The organism is Lichenihabitans sp. PAMC28606 (assembly GCF_020616535.1).
In the GTDB taxonomy this organism is placed as follows: domain Bacteria; phylum Pseudomonadota; class Alphaproteobacteria; order Rhizobiales; family Beijerinckiaceae; genus Lichenihabitans; species Lichenihabitans psoromatis.
This window is the reverse complement of the sequence record NZ_CP085136.1, coordinates 1,910,872-1,925,229: the sequence shown is the minus strand read 5'-3', so window position 1 is coordinate 1,925,229 and position 14,358 is coordinate 1,910,872. Positions and strand designations below refer to the sequence as shown.

Here is a 14,358-nt window from a genome sequence, read left to right as displayed (position 1 = left end):
GTTATGGCCCTGGCGGCCAAGTTCCTAGCGGGCAGGTTTCTGGCGGTTGCGTCGGCCACCCTGCCACGAGGGCGCGGTCATGTCCGCCAAGATCGCGTTCGGTGCGGATCATGGTCATGCCCGATTGTTCGATGAGGCGGGAGACGTCCGACGCCTGACCAGCGCCGATCTCGAAGACCACGACGCCACCGTCCGCCAGGATCGCCGGCACGGCTGGGCAGATCGTACGATAAGCATCAAGCCCATCCGGGCCACCGTCGAGCGCCAGCCGCGGGTCGTGCTGGCGGACTTCCGGGTCGAGCGTGTCGATGACGGCCGTTTCGATATAGGGCGGGTTCGAGACGATCAGGTCGAACCGGCCCGACAGGCGATCGGTCCAAACGCCTTGTCGGATTTCGGCCCGGTCGCTCATCCCGCAGGCTGCGACATTGGCACGAGCCATCGCGCAGGCGGCGTCCGACACGTCGATCCCTAGTCCCGTCGCGCCCGGTAGTTCGGTCAGCAGCGCCAGGAGGATCGCGCCCGAGCCGGTGCCGAGGTCGAGAATTCGGAGCGGTTCTGTCCGTCGCGACGAAAGCGCCCGTAACGCCGCCGACACGATCGTCTCCGTGTCTGGTCGTGGGTCGAGCACGGCCGCATCGATGGCAAGGTCGAGCCCCCAGAATTCGCGCCGTCCGATGATGCGGAAGACGGGCTCGCGCGCCAAGCGTCGTCCCACGGACACCTCGAGGGACCGGGCGGCGTCAGAGCCGAGGGGGAGGTGACCCGAAAGCCGCAGGGCCGAGCGCGTCAGGCCCAAGGCGTCTTCCACCAGGATGCCGGCATCGGCCGATGGTTCGCCGACCCCAGCATGTTGCAGGAGGCTTTCGACCTCCCGGAGCGCGTCGCGCCGCGTCATCGATGGATCGAAGCGCGGCGCCGCCATGGTTCAGGCGCTGGCGCGTTCGAGCACACGCCGCAAGCGGCCTGCGAAGGCCGCCGCATCGGTCGGCATCTCGCCGTCCATGATGCGCGCTTCGTCATGCAGCAGCCAAGACGCATCCTCGATCAGGCCCTTATCGCTGTCGGCTGCGACACGGGCCGCCAGCGAGGTGACGAGCGGGTGGGTCGGATTAATCTCCAGCACCGGCTTCGACAGGGCGCCGGATTTGCCATGTTGCGCCAGAATGCGCTCCATCCGCCGGTCGGGGCCAAACTCGGGCGCGACGAGGCAGGCTGGGCTTTCGGACAAGCGGTCCGAGGCGCGGACATCCTCCACCGCATCCGCAAGCGTCTGCTTCATGAAGGCCAGCAAGGTCGCGACCTCCGGGCTGACGTCGCTTGCGGTCTTCTCTGTCTCGCCCTCGTTCAGCGGCACCAGCTTGATGTCGGCTGCGCCTTGCGTCACCGACTTGAACGGCTTGCCCTCGTAGCCGGCCGCGGTCGAAACCCAGAACGCATCGACGGCGTCGGGCAGCAGCAGCACTTCGATGCCACGCGCCTTGAAGCCTTCGAGTTGCGGACTGATCCCGAGGCGCTTCAGATCATCGCCAAGCAGGTAGTAGATCGCGGTCTGGTTCGGCCGCAGGTTGGCGACATAATCGACGAGGCTGCGATCGCCATCCGGATGGGTCGACGAGGCGAACCGCGCCAGTTTGTAGATGGCATCGCGTCGCTCCGGATCCTCATAAAGACCTTCCTTCAGCACGGCGCCGAAATTTTCCCAGACGGTCTTGAACGTCGGAGCATCCGTCTCGGCGAGCTTGCTGAGATCCTGCAGCACGCGGTTGGTGACGCCCTTGCGGATCGCCGCGAAGATGGGGCTCTGCTGGATCAACTCCCGGGACATATTCAACGGCAGGTCGGCGGTGTCGACGACGAGCCGCACGAACCGCAGCCAACCCGGAAGAAGGTCCGCATCCGACGTGATGAGTACGCGACGGACGTAGAGCTTGGCCTTCCCCTTGCGGGCTGGATCGAACAGATCGAACGGCTTGGAGCCGGGCACGAAGGCCAGCACGTTATATTCGTAGCGACCTTCGGCGCGCCAATGAATCGTCAGCGCCGGTTCGTCGAAATGACCGCCGAGCCCGCGATAGAACTCGGTATAGTCGTCGGGCGTGATGTCCTGCTTCGACTTGGCCCAGAGCGCCGCGCCGTCGGTCAAGGTGCGGGCGTCCTCGCCCGGCTTGTCGATGACCGAGATCGGAACCGCCACCGCGCCGGAATGTTCGCGGATCAGGCTCTCGATGCGGTAGGGCTCGAGAAATTCGGTGTTGTCGTCGTTGATGTGGAGCGTGACGCGTGTGCCATGCACCGGGGCGGCATCGAGCGGCAATGCCGCGATCTGATAGGAGCCTTTGCCGTCGCTGGTCCAACTCCACGCCTCGTCCGTGCCGGCACGACGTGTCTCGACCTGGACGCTGCTGGCCACCATGAAGGCCGAGTAGAAACCGATCCCGAACTGGCCAATGAGATTCTGGTTGCCCTGGGCCTCGCCGGATTGGCTGATCTTATCGAGAAACGCCTTGGTGCCCGAACTCGCGATTGTTCCGAGTGCCGAGACGAGATCCTCGCGGTTCATGCCGATGCCGTTGTCGGCGACCGTCAGGGTCTTGGCATCCTTGTCGGCCGAGATCGTAATGCCGAACGCGCCGCCATTGCCGATGAGGTCCGGGTTTGCGATCGCCTCGTAGCGAAGTTTTTCGCAAGCGTCGGCCGCGTTGGAGATCAATTCGCGGAGGAAGATGTCCTTCTCGGAATAAACCGAGTGGACCATGAGATCCAACAAACGGGCAACATCGGCCTGGAAAACGTGAGTGTCGGGCGCGGAGCCACCAGATGCCACTTCAGCCTCGTTCATGGTCACGAATCCACCTTTCCGAACGGCACGGGTCGCGTGCCTGATCCACGACGCTTGCGCGCCACCACGCCCGATATCGTCGCGCCGGGTTTTGGATGCAAGCCTATCGGTGCGGGCGGCCACACAAATTCGCGGCCGGCGCGAGATGTGCCGGCTCTTCCTTGAACCGACCGCCGATCGGCCTAATCTCAGGAGAGATCATGTTGGAGGGCCGATGAGCCAGGACGAACAATCGGGATCGCGCGTGCCGGAACGAGAGAGTGGCCCCACATCGGCCGCCATCCACCCTTTTCCACGCCGGGACATGTCTTCGGCCGTCGAACCGCACAAGACAGAGCCGCATAAGGCCCCGGCAGCCGCGCCGCCTGTCGTCTCTTTCGACCGGCTCGAACTGCGGGAAATTCTCAACCTGTATGGTCGTCGTGTCGCGGAAGGCGAATGGAAGGATTATGCGATCTCGTTCACGACCCATAAGGCGACGTTTAGCGTGTACCGCCGTGCCTCCGAAGTCCCGCTCTACAGGATCGAAAAGGACCCAAGCCTCGCTCGCAAACAAGGCGCCTATTCGGTCGTGACCGCGACCGGCTTGATCCTCAAGCGCGGGCAGGACCTCGCGAAGGTCATCAGCGTGATCGACAAGCGCCCCAAGCTGGTGGTGATTTAAAAAAAGCCCCGGATCAACTCCGGAGCTTCCTTTGGTCGATCGATCTTACCGATCGCTTTAGTTGTTCCGGCTGCCCGTCAGATAAAGAAGGCTCTGGAAAATGTTGATGAAGTCGAGATACAGCATCAACGCACCATTGACCGACTTCTTGGTCGCGACATCCACGCCGTCACGCGGATCGTACATTTCCTTGATGGTCTGCGTGTCCCAAGCCGTGAGGCCCGAGAAGATCAAGATCGACAGGATCGAGATGCCATACTGCATCGCCGTGCTGCCGACAAAGATGTTCACAACGCTGGCGATCACGACGCCGAACAAGCCCATGATCAAGAACGAGCCGATGGCCGAGAGGCTCCGCTTCGTGGTGTAGCCGTAGAGGCTCAGCGCACCAAAGGCCGCAGCGGTTTCGAAGAAGGCCAACGACACCGACGTCTTGGTGTAGAAGAGCAGGATCGACGACAGGGACAGACCCATGGCGGCTGAAAACGCCATGAACATCGTGCGGGCGGACGAGGCCGACATCTGGTTGATGCGGAACGAGAAGAAGAACACGAAGGCCAGCGGCGCCAACATCACCACGTAGCGGAGCGGGCTCCCATAGAGGGCGACACCGAAGCTGGTCAGCCCGATGCTCCCCATCCGTGCAACCGCATCGGCCGGAGCCGCGATCGCCAACATGTTGACGCCGAGTGCCACCAAGCCGGTGATGGCGAGACCCAGAACCATGTGGTTGTAGACGCCGAGCATATATGTGCGCAGCCCTTGGTCGATCTCGGCAGCGCCGGCTCGGGCGACGATGCCGCCGAAGCGGGTCGTTGCGTTGCGGTCGAAGTCGGACATTGATCCCTCACATTGGCGCAGACAAAGCGACATGCCTGCCTGACTGGACGGCCGATGCGAAACGCGTTCGACCATCACGTCCTCGAATATGGCGTGATCCAGAGATGCCTACAAGGCTTGCCAAGCCTCTGCCAGATGAACGTTTGTTTAGATTCGAGCGGCGTCTCGGTCGTGTCCACGACGCCTCGACCCGTCATCTACGGAATAAAGCGGGTCAGGAGCGATCCGCGGATTGACGCAGCCAGTCCGACCGCCGAGCGCGCCATCGACCATAGACCGTGAGGCTCCTCTGCCGCGACGTCGACCAGAGGGATCGTATGCAGGTCGAGTTGCGGGAGGCTGGCGACGCGTTTCGCAACAGCGACCTCTGCCGTCGCCGCAGCGCGTTTCGGTTCGTGGCTCGCTGCTCGGACGATTTTCTGGGGGGGCGGGGCCTCCGCCGCTGGAGTGGATGACGAGCTCGCCAACTCCCCATAGGCCGGCTGTCGCGCGATCTCGTCGACCAGACCGCTCGTCCAGGTCGGTGTCAATCCCGGGTTGACGATGCTGAGGATCGGAGGCCGTGGCGAGGCCGCCTCTGCCGTCTCGGCTCCTTCGATCCGGGTTGCGAACTTGCCGGCCGCCGATATGAGCGGAGCCATGATCTGAGATGTGGCAGCTGGCGACATGGGCGGACGCCAAGCGGAGTAGAGCGAGGTCGCGATGACGGTCGCGAGGACCGAGATGGCGATTTGATTGACCCAGCGAAACAGGCTGGAGGCCAAGCGAGCCCTCGTTCCGATCATGCTTACCCCGTCTTTATGACCCCAACCGATGGAGGAACCATGCTGACGGTTGATGGCAGCAACATGGCCCGCGCAAGGCTCGAAGTTCTGCGAATGAACCGGAGGGCTCGCCGAACCTCTTGATACGGATTGACAGGCTCTGTCGGCCCGACCTAATCGGACCATCGAAAGCCAAGCCAAGAGGTGCCGTCGTGGAATTTCCTTTCCCGGTCGTTGTCTGCGACGTCGGTGGCACCAATTGCCGCGTTGCGGTCAAAATGCATCCGGAGGCTCCGACCGAAACCATTGCCATGCTCAAGACTGGCGATTTCGAGGGTTTGGGCGAGGCCGTCGCCTTCGCGAGCACAACAGCCGGGCTGGTGCCGAAATCCGTCATCGCCTGCGGGGCCGGGCCGGTCGAAGGGCGTCAGCTGAAACTGACCAACGCGCCGTGGATCATCGATGGCCCGGCGATCGCGGCACGCCTCGGCTTGGTGCAGGGCCTGCTCTTGAACGATTTCGAGGCCCAGGCTCTGTCGCTTCCGGCTCTGCAACCCGAGTGGGTGCTGCAGATCGGGCCGGCTCTGGTCCAGGAGAAGGGGCCCCGAGCGATCCTCGGTCCGGGGACCGGGCTCGGCATCGGCTGTCTGATCGAGACCGGTGGTCGCTATGTGGCGCTGGCCAGCGAGGCCTGTCACATCGGTTTTGCGCCGGAAACCGAAGAAGAAGCACGGTTCTGGCCCTATCTCGAGCGGGCGCATGGCCGCATCACGACCGAAAGCGTTTTGTCGGGCATCGGCATCGAGCGTGTGCACGGTGCGCGGATGGCCGCGGTTGGGCGGACGATCGCGTCTGAAACGCCGGCCCAGATCACTGCGATGGCGCTGGTCAACCGCATGTCGGATGAGGCCGAGACTCTGGCGGCCTATTGGCGCCTCGTGGCCCGCTTCGCCGGCGACATCGCGATCACCTTCAAGGCGACCGGCGGCGTGACGTTGGCGGGAGGGATTCTGCCCCGGATCACCGATCTGCTGGATCCCGTGAGCTTCCGTCAATCCTTCGAGGCCAAGGCGCCGGTCGAAGCGCTGGCGCAGCGAATTCCGACAAGGCTCGTGACCCATGGCGAATCCGTGCTCGATGGCATGTCCGCCATCGCGACGTTCCCGGAAGGCTATGCGCTGGATTACGATCGGTTGGCCTGGCGCTGAGGGCGCGCTCGGGACAGACCAGGGCAAGTCGATTGCGGGCCCCGTCCCAGTCAGAGTCTGTTATGCCGCGTGCGATGCCGCGAGATCGTCGCTCATGATGATCGCATAGATGCTGGCGGCGTCGCGGGCCGCACGAAGCTTCGTCGTGACATGCGGCTCGCGAAGGACCCGCGCGATCTTGGCGAGAGCCTTGAGATGATCGGCGCCGGCGCTTTCTGGCGCGACCAGAAGGAAAGCGAGATCGACCGGCTCGCCATCCAGCGCATCGAATTCGATCGGGCGCTCTAAACGAGCAAAGACGCCGAAGATTTTGCCACAGGCCGCCAGTTTGCCATGGGGGATCGCCACGCCTTTCCCGACGCCGGTCGACCCGAGCTTCTCCCGCTGGAGAACGGCATCGTAGATATCGCGCGCCGGAAGGCCGGACACGGTGGCGGCCCGCTCGCTCATGTCCTGCAAAGCCGTTTTCTTGGTGTTGGCTCGTAGTGCCGGGATGATCGCGGCGGCGGATATGAGGTCGGTCAAAGCCATGATGGCATACAATCCAGTTTCGTCTTTTGTGGCTCGACAGCGGACATACGGGCCAAGCACGACATGTGGCTCGTATGAGGCTTCGGCCCACGTCGCGCGTGGCTGTAGCACGTCAACGCCGTCGAGGTCTCCACTGATCCATCGGCCTGGACCGCGATGGTCTCCCCGGTCTAAGGCGCAGCCGACAGGCTGGACGGATCGATCCAACCGATATGCCCATCGGCTCTGCGATAGACGATATTGACGTTGTCGTTTCCCGAGTGGCGAAACACCAGCACAGGCGCACCCAACAGATCGAGTTCGGTCACGGCCGCCGCGACCGACAATGTTTTGAAGGGGGCCCGCCCTTCCGCCACGACGATGGGCACGAAACCCTGCGGCTCCTCCTCGTCTGCATCCGGCGCTTCGATCATGTAATCGGCGATCATCGGCTCGCGGGGCATCTCATCGACGACGGAATGACGTCCCTTGAGGCGACGCTTATACCGTCGCAGACGTGTCTCGATGCGATGATTGGCCTGGTCGAAGCTCGCGTAAGGCTCCTGCGCGCGGCCCTCGGCATGGAGCGTCATGCCCGAGTCGAGGTGCAGGATCATCTCGCACCGATAGCCTGAGCCTTCCGGCTCGACCGTCACATGTCCGTTGATGGCGCTTTCGACGTAGCGATCGAAAACGGCTGCCACTTTCGAGCGCGCATGCTCCTGAAGTGCTTCGCCGATCTGAAGGTTCTTGCCCGAAACGCGGAGAGACATGAGTCGCCCTGACTGTTCGTTGAAGTCACATCGATCACTCAAGGCGTAAAAGCCTTGCCAATCGAAGTCAATCAACCGCTCTTTGGGTGCTGCGCGGCTCATCACAAACGGGTTTGCGTTCCTGTAGGAGCGATTCTATATTGGGTCATTCCCATTCATGGATACACGTTAGAGGCTGTGCCTCGGCTTGGCCGGGGCGCCTGTTCGCTCGGCTCAAGGATATCGGGACCATGCCCTCGCAGGCTGAAAAGGATACCGACTATGAGCAATGCACCCTTGATGCCGAAGGCCACCGCGGTCTGGCTGGTGGAAAATACCTCGCTGACCTTCGAGCAGATCGCCGATTTTTGTAAGCTGCACCCGCTGGAAGTGAAGGGCATCGCCGATGGTGAGGTCGCGACCGGCATCAAGGGTCATGACCCCATCACGTCGGGCCAACTGACCCGCGAGGAAATCGCTCTGGCCGAAGGCACCAAGAGCCATCACCTGCAGCTCGCCGTCTCGAAGGTGCGTCTGCCGCCCGCCAAGAAGACCCGCGGCGCGCGCTACACGCCGCTGTCGCGTCGGCAGGATCGGCCGAACGCAATCCTGTGGCTGGTGCGGAACCATCCCGAGCTGAAAGACGCCCAGATCATGCGTCTCGTCGGCACCACCAAGACGACGCTTCAGGCCATCCGCGAACGGACCCATTGGAACTCGGCCGGTCTTGCGCCGATGGATCCGGTGACGCTGGGCCTCTGCTCGCAGATCGATCTTGACTTCGAGGTCAATCGCGCCGCCAAGGATCGTCCGGCCACGGAGGCCGATCGCGGACAGACCCTTCTGTCGGCCGAATATACGACTCAGAAGCCCGCGTCGACGCAGGCCGAGGTGTTCGGGGCGCCGGCGAAAGCCGAAAAGCGTGACGACGAGCGTGTCGATCTCGCATCCGTGTTTTCGAAGCAGCCGGCTCATCACGACGGCGACGAAGACTAGCGCTCAGCCTTCGGTGGCGCGCCCGATCCGGCGCGCCATCATCAATCCTCCAACCCGGCCTGCAACGCGATGAGGTCGGGCGGCAGCGGGCTCTCGAACGAATGAGTTTCCCCCGTGATCGGGTGATCGAATCCGAGCACGGCGGCGTGAAGGGCCTGGCGACCGAGCGCCGTTACCGCTGCGCGGGCTGCCTCGGGGAGACGCGCCACCTTCGTCTTGAATCCGGTGCCGTAAACCGGATCGCCGATCAGCGGATGGCCGAGTTCGGTCAGATGGACCCGGATCTGATGTGTTCGGCCGGTTTCGAGTTCGCAATGGATCGTGCTGGCAACATCGCCATAGCTTTGATCGAGGCGCCAATGCGTGACGGCGTGACGCCCACGCTCTTCGGACACAACCGCCATCTTCTCGCGGTGATGAGCATGACGGCCGAGCGGCATGTCGATCGTGCCATGCTGCATCTGCGGCTTACCCCAGACAAAGGCCGTGTAGGCGCGTTCGAGAGATCCGGAACGGCCGTGATCGGCAAAGAGGTCGGCCAAGCCGCGATGCGCCGGATCGGTCTTCGCCACCACCATCAGTCCAGTGGTATCTTTATCGAGACGATGCACGATTCCCGGCCGCCGCACGCCGCCGATGCCCGATAGGCTATCACCGCAATGGGCGATGAGCGCGTTCACCAGTGTCCCTGTCTCGTGACCGGAGGCGGGGTGAACCACAAGGCCGGATTGCTTGTCGATCACGAGCAGATGCTCGTCCTCGAACACAATCGTGAGTGGGATGGTTTCGGCTGCGGGCTCGGCCGCAATCGGCGGCGGAATATCCACCGAAACCTGCGCGCCGGTTTCGAGCTTCAGGCTGGATGTGGTGGCGGGCTTCCCGTCGATCAGCACCGCACCGTCGCCGATGAGCGACTGGAGCCGCGTCCGTGACAAGCCTGCATCGCCCGTGAAATGCTCCGCCAGAAAACGATCGAGCCGCTTGGTTCGATCGTCCGGCTGGATGTCGAAAACATGCAGTCCGGTCGGGCTCGTCGTTGTGTCGGGGCGGGGGACCCAGACTGGCGCGGGAGCCGGCACCTCCTCGACCTCGACATAGTCGACGCGCTTGCCGCTTCCGGTCGCCGCCGCGCGCTGTTTCGCCTTGGAATTCATCGTCTCGACTCACCGATTTCGGGCGCCCGATAGTCCGGTGCGCCCGAAGACCGGATGTGTTGCACTGTCGTCCGTCAATGGACGCTGACGGTCTCCAGCTTGTTTTCCCACGCATTGGCGAAGGCCGCGTCCTTTGAATCCGTCAACATGATCGGAATGCCGTCGGCGCCGAGCAGCATGAACAGATCGAGGCCGGGTTGGATCGAAGGCGCCTGCGGAAACAAAAGCGGCACTTCGTCGGACTTGATCGGCTTCACATAGGCGATCGCACCCTGGCCGAGATGGGCGAATTCGTCGGGGGTCAGCGGATTGATGGTCTTGAACTCTTCCATAAGTGCTCCTTTGCGGTCCCGGAGGACCCGCTGGCTGCCGCCACACGATTACGTCGCGGCCGCAACCTCTTCGTCGGTGTTGGCCTGTCGTCCCGCGAGGGGCCATCAGGGCGCTAGCACCGCACCGTTGTTGGAAATTTGGTGGCGTCTGCCGCTTTCGTCAAGATGACCGACGCTGCATGCGGCCATGCGTCAAAGGTCGATCGGCAGCACGCGGTCGGGCGGCTGATGGCCGTCCATAAAGGCGCGAATGTTGACGATCACCTTCGCGCCCATCTCGATCCGGCCTTCCATCGTGGCAGAGCCCATATGCGGCAACAATGTCACCTTGCCGGCCTTCGCGAGCCGGATCAGCTTGGCCGGGACGGCCGGCTCGTGCTCGAACACATCGAGACCCGCCCCGGCGAGCTTGTGGGTCTGCAGCATGCGGATCAGCGCGGCCTCATCGACGATTTCGCCCCGCGCCGCGTTGATCAGCACCGCCGTCGGGCGCATCAGGGCCAGCCGTCGTGCCGACAGAAGGTGATAGGTCGCCGGGGTATGCGGGCAATTGACCGACACGATGTCCATGCGGGCCAACATTTGGTCGAGCGAGGGCCAATAGGTCGCCTTGAGAGTGGTCTCGACCTCGCTTCGGAGCCGCGTGCGGTTATGATAATGGATCGACAGGCCGAAGGCTGCGGCGCGGCGCGCGACCGCCTGTCCGATCCGGCCCATACCGAGAATACCGAGGCTTTTTCCGGTGATCCGCTGACCGAGCATCCAGGTCGGTGACCAGCCGTCCCAGGTCTCGTTCGGAAGGATGGCGGCGCCTTCCACGACACGCCGCGCCACCGACAGGATCAGCGCCATCACGATATCGGCGGTGTCGTCGGTCAGCACACCGGGGGTGTTGCTGACCGTAATACCGTGCGCCTGCGCCGCCACGACATCGATATTGTCCCGTCCGGTGCCGAAATTGGCGATCAACCGCAGGCGCGAGCCTGCCGCTGCGATAAGCGCGGCATCGATCCGGTCGGTAATGGTGGGAACCAGCACATCGGCCTGTGACATGGCATCGGCTAAGGCCTCCCGGCTCATCGGCCGGTCGTCCGGGTTGAGTCCGAGGTCGAATAAGTCGCCCATCCGCCTTTCGACGCTCTCGGGCAGTCTGCGGGTCACGATGACGAGAGGCCGATGGCGCGCCATGAGATGCCTTGGATGGGGGTCGCCGCGTCCGGCGTCTCGTCGAACTAGACCTGTTGACTGATCGGGTTTCAAGCCCGGCCATCCCCATCGTCGGGCGATCGTCTCGGTTGTTTACGCTGCCTTAAGCATAACAAATCAGGTTGCGAAAAGGATCGGGTCGATCGGCCGCCGGCGTGTGTCCAGCGAGATGATCGCCGGATCGATCAAGTGGAACGGAACCGGAATGCGACGGAACGAGCGAGCCACGACGGTGCGGAGACGTGCGGCCGCGGGGGCGAAACGGGTGATCGGAGCTGTTCTGCAGGGCTTGGCCATCCTGGTCCTGCTGGGCTTACAGACGCCGGCGCGTGCCGAACAGCTCGGCACATCGACCGGGCTGGCACTTCCCCGCTATGTCAGCTTGAAATCGGATCGCGTGAACCTGCGCGAGGGGCCCTCGAAGGACCATCGCACCAATTGGGTGTTTCAGCGGGCCGGTCTTCCGGTCGAAATCACGGCCGAATTCGACACCTGGCGAAAGATCCGCGACTCGGAAGGGTCAGAGGGCTGGGTGCTGCATTCGCTTCTTTCCGGACGCCGGACAGCGCTGATTGCACCATGGAAGAAGGATATCGTGCTCCCTCTGCGCCAGAACCCGGCGGAGGATGCGAGGGTCGTTGCCAATCTGCAGCCCGGCGTGCTTGGCAACGTCAAGCGATGCGACGGCCATTGGTGCCGAATTTTTGGTGAAGGGTTCGACGGCTACATGCAGCAGACAAACCTCTGGGGCGTCTACCCGGACGAACACATCGACTAAGGCCGAAGGTTCGGCTCAAAAACCGCGTCCGCTCGCCGCCAGCACGGGCAGCGAGCTCGGATCTTCCGCAGCTTAGGCCGACGCAACCTTCTTGGTGAGGCGGATGATCACGTCGACGCGCGACACTTCCATGCCTTCGGGAGCTTCGGGGAGGGCACCGACCGCAATGTGCGAATCAGGGATATCCACCAGGGCGTTGGTCTCTTCGAACAAAAAGTGATGGTGGTTCGAGATGTTCGTGTCGAAATAAGTCTTTGACCCGTCGACCGCGATTTCGCGCAGCAGACCGACCTCGGTGAACTGATGCAGCGTGTTATACACGGTCGCCAGCGAAATCTGCACGCGCGCGCCCGTCGCCTCCTCGTACAGCTTTTCGGCCGTGATATGTCGATCGCCCTTGGCAAACAGAAGCCAGCCGAGCGCAACGCGCTGACGCGTCGGCCGAAGCCCGGCGTCACGCAATTTCACGCGGAGATCATGGACCGGGCAGCCCTGCATGACCTGAGCGGGAGTCGCGCCGCTGGACATGACCGTCGTTCCGACCCTGTTCAGGAGCGTCCGGCTGGTATTGTTGACTGACATCGATGACTGACCAAAAAGCTGAAAAAACGATTGATTGTTACCATATGGTCTGCGGACCCAAGTCGCAACCCGAGGGAATTCGTTAGGGCTGTTTACCGGCTAACCGAGACATTTATGCGTCCGACCCCGGAAAACGGAACTTGTTTAGGATTTCTATGTTGACAGTCTAACCAAGTCTGCGCCCGACGTCTGTCGTGCGTGAACAGCCATCGATCTCGCACGGGCTCCCATGTCGCTCTCTCAGAACTTTGATCACAGCTCTCACCCCGGTTTCACCCGCAGCATCGACCCGCTGTCGGCACGCCGACAGCTTCGTGTGTCGCTCGGTGTCGTTGCTGTGCTGGCCCTTGCGATCGGTGGATCGGCTCTCGCGATCCGCCCGACCACAGGGTTCGATGTGTCGAGCCAGCGGGCCAGCATGTCGGACGCTGCTGCGGTTGGTCACCACAACGTCAATGCCGCCATGAGGTCTGGTGAGCCGGACCGGAGCTGATCAGTTTCAGACCACGAGGCCTTGGATTGGCCGAACCCCGACCGATCCAGGAAAGACCGTGGTGTCGAGGATCGTTTGGGGAAGACCCAAGTGATCCTGGAGAAGCGCTTTGAAGACGCTGCGAAGGTCGGTCGTCGGCATGACGTCGCGGCTTTGATAAAGACGAGCAGCGGCAAGTCCGGGCCAATCAGCCAAAATACGGCCACCCTTAATCGCTCCGCCGGCTAAAAACGCGACGGTCCCTGTCCCGTGATCGGTTCCGGTCGTGCCGTTGATATGAACGGTGCGGCCAAATTCCGTCGCGACCACGATGGCCGTGTCGCGCCACGATTCGCCTAGCCCATCTCGGAACGCGCCGATTGCGAGATCGAGACCGCCGAGCAGTTGCGCGAGACGTCCGGTGGCGCCGCCCTCGTTGACATGGGTGTCCCATCCATCGAACGCGAGCGCCGCGACGCGCGGGCCATCCTCGGCAGCCAGCAGCCGCGCTGCCCCGATCGCCGCTTGACGCATGCCTTGAGGCGTATCCATCCCGCCGCGCATCGTCTTGTCGGTCATGGCGTTGCCGGCGATCCGGTCGAGCGACAATCCATGCACCAGGCTATCGGCGAGCCGCGGATCACGGGCTTGATACAGCGCCAAAACGCGCGACGCGAGATCCTCGTTGGCGACCGGGATGATTTGAGGCGCCCAGCCGACGATGGGGGCGGGTCCGCGGATCACGAGTGGCGTCGTCGCGCCGACCGCCAACCCATCGACCTTTGAAATGCGGTCGCCTTTCGGCAACACCGCCATGGCGCGGTTCAGCCACCCCGAATCGACGAGGCCAGGGCCGGCCTGACCGCTCTCCAGCACATCCTGCCCATCGAAATGGGATCGATCACGATAGGGTGTCGAGACCGCATGAACGATCGCGGCTTGGCGCTGCGCGAAGAGGCCGGCGAAGATCGGCATGGCCGGGTTGAGCGCGAAGAATCCATCGAGCGGCAACGCCGGATGGTCACCGGTGAGCGACAGGGCGAGTTGCCCGTGCAGCGCCGCGTAATCAGGGTCGGCCACGGGCGCAACGGCGGAGAGACCATCGAGCGCGCCGCGCAGGATGATGACGACGAGGCGCGGGTCGCGCCCTTCTGCCGCCAGAGCAAAGCGGGGCATGTAGGCCCAGGCGAACATGGCGCCGCCGGCTTGGAGGAGCGCGCGGCGCGCTGCATTGGGGGTCTCGCAAAGCTGAACCATC

16 protein-coding genes are annotated in these 14,358 nt (G+C 63.2%); 5 read left to right on the top strand and 11 right to left on the bottom strand.

The window, feature by feature from the left end:
- Position 1 precedes the first annotated feature (1 nt).
- The gene (gene prmC, locus LGH83_RS09125) at positions 2-898 is read right to left on the bottom strand and encodes a peptide chain release factor N(5)-glutamine methyltransferase (protein ID WP_227401514.1); all 897 of its coding nucleotides are present in this window, start codon (positions 896-898) and stop codon (positions 2-4) included.
- Positions 899-928: 30 nt separating this feature from the next.
- The gene (gene htpG / locus LGH83_RS09120) at positions 929-2,842 is read right to left on the bottom strand and encodes a molecular chaperone HtpG (RefSeq protein WP_227401513.1); all 1,914 of its coding nucleotides are present in this window, start codon (positions 2,840-2,842) and stop codon (positions 929-931) included.
- 214 nt (positions 2,843-3,056) lie between these two features.
- On the opposite strand from htpG, the gene LGH83_RS09115 reads away from it, so the two are divergent.
- Entirely contained in the window at positions 3,057-3,506 is a 450-nt protein-coding gene (locus LGH83_RS09115; RefSeq protein WP_413771127.1) for a DUF2794 domain-containing protein, read from the top strand.
- Between the two features lie 57 nt (positions 3,507-3,563).
- Here LGH83_RS09115 and LGH83_RS09110 read toward each other — a convergent pair whose 3' ends face one another.
- Positions 3,564-4,346 (bottom strand): Bax inhibitor-1 family protein, encoded by a 783-nt coding sequence (locus tag LGH83_RS09110; RefSeq protein ID WP_227401512.1) that lies wholly within the window; start codon positions 4,344-4,346, stop codon positions 3,564-3,566.
- 197 nt (positions 4,347-4,543) lie between these two features.
- A complete protein-coding gene (locus LGH83_RS09105; protein WP_227401511.1) occupies positions 4,544-5,131 on the bottom strand; it encodes a hypothetical protein in 588 nt (195 codons plus the stop codon).
- Between the two features lie 191 nt (positions 5,132-5,322).
- On the opposite strand from LGH83_RS09105, the gene LGH83_RS09100 reads away from it, so the two are divergent.
- On the top strand, positions 5,323-6,318 hold the full coding sequence (locus LGH83_RS09100; RefSeq protein WP_227401510.1) for a glucokinase: 996 nt from the start codon (positions 5,323-5,325) through the stop codon (positions 6,316-6,318).
- A 60-nt stretch (positions 6,319-6,378) separates the two neighbouring features.
- Here LGH83_RS09100 and ptsN read toward each other — a convergent pair whose 3' ends face one another.
- Both ptsN and hpf read right to left on the bottom strand, forming a co-directional pair.
- Positions 6,379-6,849: a PTS IIA-like nitrogen regulatory protein PtsN gene (ptsN, locus tag LGH83_RS09095; protein ID WP_227401509.1), complete on the bottom strand. Its 471-nt coding sequence runs from the start codon at positions 6,847-6,849 to the stop codon at positions 6,379-6,381.
- A gap of 170 nt (positions 6,850-7,019) precedes the next feature.
- Positions 7,020-7,601 carry a ribosome hibernation-promoting factor, HPF/YfiA family gene (gene hpf, locus LGH83_RS09090; protein WP_131196399.1) on the bottom strand — a complete coding sequence of 194 codons (582 nt, stop codon included), beginning with the start codon at positions 7,599-7,601 and terminating at the stop codon, positions 7,020-7,022.
- A 261-nt stretch (positions 7,602-7,862) separates the two neighbouring features.
- On the opposite strand from hpf, the gene LGH83_RS09085 reads away from it, so the two are divergent.
- Positions 7,863-8,576: a DUF1013 domain-containing protein gene (locus LGH83_RS09085; protein WP_227401508.1), complete on the top strand. Its 714-nt coding sequence runs from the start codon at positions 7,863-7,865 to the stop codon at positions 8,574-8,576.
- A 41-nt stretch (positions 8,577-8,617) separates the two neighbouring features.
- On the opposite strand, the gene LGH83_RS09080 is transcribed toward LGH83_RS09085, so the two are convergent.
- The 3 genes from LGH83_RS09080 to LGH83_RS09070 all read right to left on the bottom strand — a co-directional run bounded on the left by LGH83_RS09080 (position 8,618) and on the right by LGH83_RS09070 (position 11,250).
- Positions 8,618-9,730 (bottom strand): RluA family pseudouridine synthase, encoded by a 1,113-nt coding sequence (locus tag LGH83_RS09080; protein WP_227401507.1) that lies wholly within the window; start codon positions 9,728-9,730, stop codon positions 8,618-8,620.
- Between the two features lie 74 nt (positions 9,731-9,804).
- A complete protein-coding gene (locus LGH83_RS09075) occupies positions 9,805-10,062 on the bottom strand; it encodes a DUF1150 family protein (protein ID WP_131113135.1) in 258 nt (85 codons plus the stop codon).
- Between the two features lie 192 nt (positions 10,063-10,254).
- Positions 10,255-11,250, bottom strand: a complete 996-nt coding sequence (locus tag LGH83_RS09070; protein WP_227401506.1) for a 2-hydroxyacid dehydrogenase — start codon at positions 11,248-11,250, stop codon at positions 10,255-10,257.
- Positions 11,251-11,533: 283 nt separating this feature from the next.
- On the opposite strand from LGH83_RS09070, the gene LGH83_RS09065 reads away from it, so the two are divergent.
- The gene (locus LGH83_RS09065) at positions 11,534-12,046 is read left to right on the top strand and encodes an SH3 domain-containing protein (RefSeq protein ID WP_227401505.1); all 513 of its coding nucleotides are present in this window, start codon (positions 11,534-11,536) and stop codon (positions 12,044-12,046) included.
- 72 nt (positions 12,047-12,118) lie between these two features.
- Here the strand turns inward: LGH83_RS09065 and irrA are convergent, their stop codons facing one another.
- A complete protein-coding gene (gene irrA / locus LGH83_RS09060; protein ID WP_319799652.1) occupies positions 12,119-12,574 on the bottom strand; it encodes an iron response transcriptional regulator IrrA in 456 nt (151 codons plus the stop codon).
- A gap of 283 nt (positions 12,575-12,857) precedes the next feature.
- Here irrA and LGH83_RS09055 point away from each other — a divergent pair, with 283 nt between their 5' ends.
- Positions 12,858-13,121 (top strand): hypothetical protein, encoded by a 264-nt coding sequence (locus tag LGH83_RS09055; protein WP_227401504.1) that lies wholly within the window; start codon positions 12,858-12,860, stop codon positions 13,119-13,121.
- A gap of 6 nt (positions 13,122-13,127) precedes the next feature.
- On the opposite strand, the gene LGH83_RS09050 is transcribed toward LGH83_RS09055, so the two are convergent.
- Positions 13,128-14,357 (bottom strand): DUF1501 domain-containing protein, encoded by a 1,230-nt coding sequence (locus LGH83_RS09050; RefSeq protein WP_227401503.1) that lies wholly within the window; start codon positions 14,355-14,357, stop codon positions 13,128-13,130.
- Position 14,358 lies beyond the last annotated feature (1 nt).

Bases quoted from the DNA above. Each gene is read 5' to 3' on its own strand.
- prmC (WP_227401514.1), bottom strand. From the start codon at position 898: ATGACGCGGCGCGACGCGCTCCGGGAGGTCGAAAGCCTCCTGCAACAT.
- htpG (WP_227401513.1), bottom strand. From the start codon at position 2,842: ATGAACGAGGCTGAAGTGGCATCTGGTGGCTCCGCGCCCGACACTCAC.
- LGH83_RS09115 (WP_413771127.1), top strand. From the start codon at position 3,057: ATGAGCCAGGACGAACAATCGGGATCGCGCGTGCCGGAACGAGAGAGT.
- LGH83_RS09110 (WP_227401512.1), bottom strand. From the start codon at position 4,346: ATGTCCGACTTCGACCGCAACGCAACGACCCGCTTCGGCGGCATCGTC.
- LGH83_RS09105 (WP_227401511.1), bottom strand. From the start codon at position 5,131: ATGATCGGAACGAGGGCTCGCTTGGCCTCCAGCCTGTTTCGCTGGGTC.
- ptsN (WP_227401509.1), bottom strand. From the start codon at position 6,849: ATGGCTTTGACCGACCTCATATCCGCCGCCGCGATCATCCCGGCACTA.
- hpf (WP_131196399.1), bottom strand. From the start codon at position 7,601: ATGTCTCTCCGCGTTTCGGGCAAGAACCTTCAGATCGGCGAAGCACTT.
- LGH83_RS09085 (WP_227401508.1), top strand. From the start codon at position 7,863: ATGAGCAATGCACCCTTGATGCCGAAGGCCACCGCGGTCTGGCTGGTG.
- LGH83_RS09080 (WP_227401507.1), bottom strand. From the start codon at position 9,730: ATGAATTCCAAGGCGAAACAGCGCGCGGCGGCGACCGGAAGCGGCAAG.
- LGH83_RS09075 (WP_131113135.1), bottom strand. From the start codon at position 10,062: ATGGAAGAGTTCAAGACCATCAATCCGCTGACCCCCGACGAATTCGCC.
- LGH83_RS09070 (WP_227401506.1), bottom strand. From the start codon at position 11,250: ATGGCGCGCCATCGGCCTCTCGTCATCGTGACCCGCAGACTGCCCGAG.
- irrA (WP_319799652.1), bottom strand. From the start codon at position 12,574: ATGTCCAGCGGCGCGACTCCCGCTCAGGTCATGCAGGGCTGCCCGGTC.
- LGH83_RS09055 (WP_227401504.1), top strand. From the start codon at position 12,858: ATGTCGCTCTCTCAGAACTTTGATCACAGCTCTCACCCCGGTTTCACC.
- LGH83_RS09050 (WP_227401503.1), bottom strand. From the start codon at position 14,357: ATGGTTCAGCTTTGCGAGACCCCCAATGCAGCGCGCCGCGCGCTCCTC.